This window comes from Weizmannia agrestimuris (genome assembly GCF_943193165.1).
GTDB lineage: Bacteria > Bacillota > Bacilli > Bacillales > Bacillaceae_C > Weizmannia > Weizmannia faecalis.
The window spans coordinates 1-3933 of the sequence record NZ_CALPDC010000087.1 but is presented as its reverse complement, the minus strand read 5'-3'; the positions used below and the strand labels follow the sequence as shown (position 1 = coordinate 3933).

Here is a 3933-nt window from a genome sequence, read left to right as displayed (position 1 = left end):
TGCTGCATCCTCTGCATAAACGACAAGCTTCGTTCCTGCTTTTTGTTTTGCGATGGTTACCTTGAATGCACCGTTATGATCAGCCTTTGCCGTGCCTAAGATTTTCGAGCCCGATTTTACTGTTACTTTTGCCCCCGCTTCCGTGGCTCCTGTAACCACAGTACTTGTATCGCTTACTTCTCCGACTTTTGGAGCTGCCGGAGCCGTTTTGTCTTGAACAGTGACGACGGTTTCTTCACTCTGATTGCCCTTACTGTCTTCTGTATGCACATGCAGTTCTGTTCCGGCTTTTTGTTTAGGAATGCTGACCGAAAAACTTCCATTTGAATCGGTAGAATCGGAACCAATTTCCTTTCCGCTCACCGCTACTTTCACAGTCACATTCGGGTCGGCCGTACCGGTAACCACTGTGTCATTATCCCCAACCGTTTGAACGGACGGTTTTGACAGGGACGTTACAGCGCCTGCATCTCCTTTTTCAAGAAGCGTATAGGTGATATCGGTTCCTTTGTCAGAAGGAACTTGAAAATCATCTTTGGAGCTTAAAGCTTTGACGATGGCTCCGCCGCCTTTTATATTGATGGAGGAACCGCTGTAGGTTTTTACTTTCAGCCCGTCAAAAGCGGTATCCCCTTTAAATCCGTAAAGGCCGGTGTCTTCTTTCAAGACAAGTGCAGCACGGAAATCTGTCATAAACTGGCCAAAGCTAAGGTTCGGATCAATGTATTTGTGGATGATATTCTGCACTGCTTGATAATCAGTATGTGGATCACTAATCAATTCTTTATAAATCGTGTTTCCTTGTCCGCACTGGGCCTTTAAATACTCCATAAACAGGTATGACAAAGAATAGTTTGCCAATGTGTCACCCGCATAATCCCAATACAGGAGCGAATGGCCTTTTGTAATGTCCGCATCTTCATTGTAGTAATCGATCCGGTCATTCAACGGTGCACCGGTATAAATTTGTTCAGCCGCCATCGAGAGGCCCTCATCCATCCAAGTATCCATATCGGTCAATCCTTGCACAAATACTTTCTGGTTAAAATTAATCATATGTTGAAATTCATGCGCCAGCGTAGAATAAGCTTGCGAAACATCTTTAGTACCAGACATGCCCATCAGCGGATAGGTATCAATATAGAAAATTTCCGACTGATTGGAATAGCTGTAATGATACAGGTCACGCGGAGAAAAATAACCAGCCACATAACCGCCACTTCCACTAAATCCATCTTGAATATCATAGCATAGTATATTGACCTTCCCGTTTTGGTCAACATCAGATGGCAATCCGAAATTATCGACATCTAATCGATAGATTTTATTATCGAATTCTTTTCCAAGTAATGCTGCTTCATCCTCTGTAATATCGTTGTTGTTCACCCAAACGTTGGCGTGGTCGCCGCTATAAAGAAGCGTTGCAGAAATGGATGAAAAATCGCTGGTTTCTATATTTTGAACATAGAACGATTTGCTGTCCCCTTTAACATAATCTTTTTTAATCGATTTTGTTTCTTTTTTCAGGGCTTTATTTTGGTTTTTCTCTGTATCAAACGGTGCCACGTAATCCATACGATATGCGGACGGGCTGAGTTTTTTGCTTTCGGCATAAGCATCGTTATTAATGCGGAAAGAACCGGTATATTCAGAGTTTGAACCATCAGGAAATTCATTGCTGATGAGTTCATAGTAATTCGTATCTCCGCTACTTGCCTGCGCACCTATCGGCAACCCAACGATCAAAGAGAACGCTAACAATACATAGAGTACGAATCTCACTTTTTTCATATAACTCCCCCCTAATCTGGTGGATCTCACTCCCAAGTTTGCAGAACCCCTTCATATTAAAAAGGAAATGAAAACCACTTTGTTTAAAGTTTACAATATTTTCTAAATATTGTCCAGAGTTTATCAGAAATTCTTCCCTCTAAATTTTTGGAGATAGGATAAGCAAAAACCCCGGAATTGGAAAAAATTCCAGGGATTAGCAAAATACTGAATGTAAATTTTTTATAGAAATACTTTTTACTTGAAAACTGTTTCAACGGATAAAAGAGGGTAAAGCGACTATTTTTCGAAAAAAAGCCAACATACGGTACATTTAGCAAATTGAATGTGCTGCAGCCCCCTCATTCCTCCCTTAAATCAAACAACTGGTGATTGATCGCGACGGTGTGCGGATAAACATCTTTATAAACCTGATAAAAATCCCGGTAACGATTCACGTTTTTCGGTACCGGCTCAAATGTCCGGCCTGTCCGGATAAAGGCGGCTGCGCAATCTTTGAGGTTAGAGAACCATCCTAATCCGCTTGCTGCAATCATGGCGGCGCCCATCCCAGGACCTTGTTCATTCTGAAGTTTGATGACTTTTGCTTGAAAAATATCAGCCTGAATTTGCAGCCATAGGTCACTTTTCGCACCGCCGCCGATGGATATCACGGAGTCGATGTTCTTACCATATTCCCGAAAAATTTCAACGCTTTCATTGATAGAGAAGGCAATACCTTCCATCACTGCACGGGTAAAATCCCGCCTGGTATGTGAAGAATCAATGCCTGTAAAAGTGCCGCGGATTTTTGCATCGGCATAGGGCGTTCTTTCCCCGGCAATAAACGGCGTGAAAAGCAGGCCGTTTGCCCCGATCGAAGAATGCGCGGCTTCTTCCAGCAATGTTGCAAAATCTTCGCCTTTTGCGAATGTATCCTTAAACCAGGACAGACTGTATCCGGCGGCAAGTGTAACACCCATTATATAGTAAGCATCTTTCTGTCCGTGGTTAAAAAGATGCACTTTGCCGCCAAAGTTTTGATTGCTGTCTGATTCATATGAAAGGAATACACCGGATGTGCCAATGCTGCAAAGTGCTTTACCTTCTTCTAAAATGCCGGCGCCAATCGCACCGCAGGCATTGTCCGCCCCACCGGCAAACACTTTGGTCGCAGGAGAAAGGCCGCACGTCGTAGCGATGTCCGGCAATAATGTGCCGACTTCTGCTTCCGTCTCAACAAGCGGCGGGCAAATGCCGGCCGGGATGTCAAATGTGCGCAAAATATCCGTGCTCCACGACTGATTAACGATATCTAGCAACAGGGTGCCCGCTGCATCCGAGTAATCCATGCCAATCGTTCCGGTTAACCGGTAACGAAGATAATCTTTTGGCAGGAGAAAGACACGCGTTTTCCGGAAGTTTTCCGGTTCATACTGCTGGACCCAAAGCATCTTCGGGAGCGTGAACCCCTCTAAGGCCGGATTTTTTGTAATTTCCAGCAGCTTGCCACCCAGTACTTGATCGATTTTTTTGCATTGTTCCGTTGTTCTTGTGTCGTTCCAAAGAATTGCATTGCGGATGACTTGCAGATTTTCGTCCAGCAGCACAAGCCCGTGCATTTGGCCAGAAAAACTGAGCCCTTCAATTTCCTCGCGGGGAACCCCGGATTTTTCCGTTAGTTCTTTCAAAGCTTCAACTGTTTTTTCGACCCACTGTTCCGGATCCTGTTCGCTGTAACCCGGGTGTGGCTGCATTAACGGATAGGATTTGGAAACAGATGAAACCACCTGTCCATTTTGGTCAACAAGCAATACTTTAACAGAACTTGTCCCAAGGTCGACACCGATTGCATATTTCATCATAATCTCCCCATAGAATAAACCGGCCGGCCTTCATCCAGGCAGACCGGTTCGGAATTTTACGCATTTACACTTTGATAGGCTTCTTGCACAATATAATGGTTCAGCGTGTTTTTCAGTTGTTCCAGGTGACCGGATTGGTTTGTAATTTCTTTTTTATCAAGAATATAGTTTTCAACCTGAATCCGTGACGAAAATATAACAAACGCCGTTAATAGGTAGATTTCCCAAGAGTAAGGATATAGTGGTGTCCGACTATTCGATAAATGCACTTTTAGTGATTCAGTATGTAAAAATTTCC

Annotated in this window: 3 protein-coding genes; all 3 read right to left on the bottom strand. The window is 43.8% G+C overall.

Annotated features, from left to right (window positions below; translation table 11 throughout):
• Window positions 1-1791 (bottom strand): Ig-like domain-containing protein (locus NFR98_RS15575; RefSeq protein WP_251460567.1); only part of this gene is annotated, 1791 nt, incomplete at its 3' end.
• 341 nt (window positions 1792-2132) lie between these two features.
• The gene (xylB, locus tag NFR98_RS15570; RefSeq protein ID WP_251460565.1) at window positions 2133-3632 is read right to left on the bottom strand and encodes a xylulokinase; all 1500 of its coding nucleotides are present in this window, start codon (window positions 3630-3632) and stop codon (window positions 2133-2135) included.
• 59 nt (window positions 3633-3691) lie between these two features.
• On the bottom strand, window positions 3692-3933 hold a 242-nt coding region (locus NFR98_RS15565; protein ID WP_251460563.1), incomplete at its 5' end, for a hypothetical protein.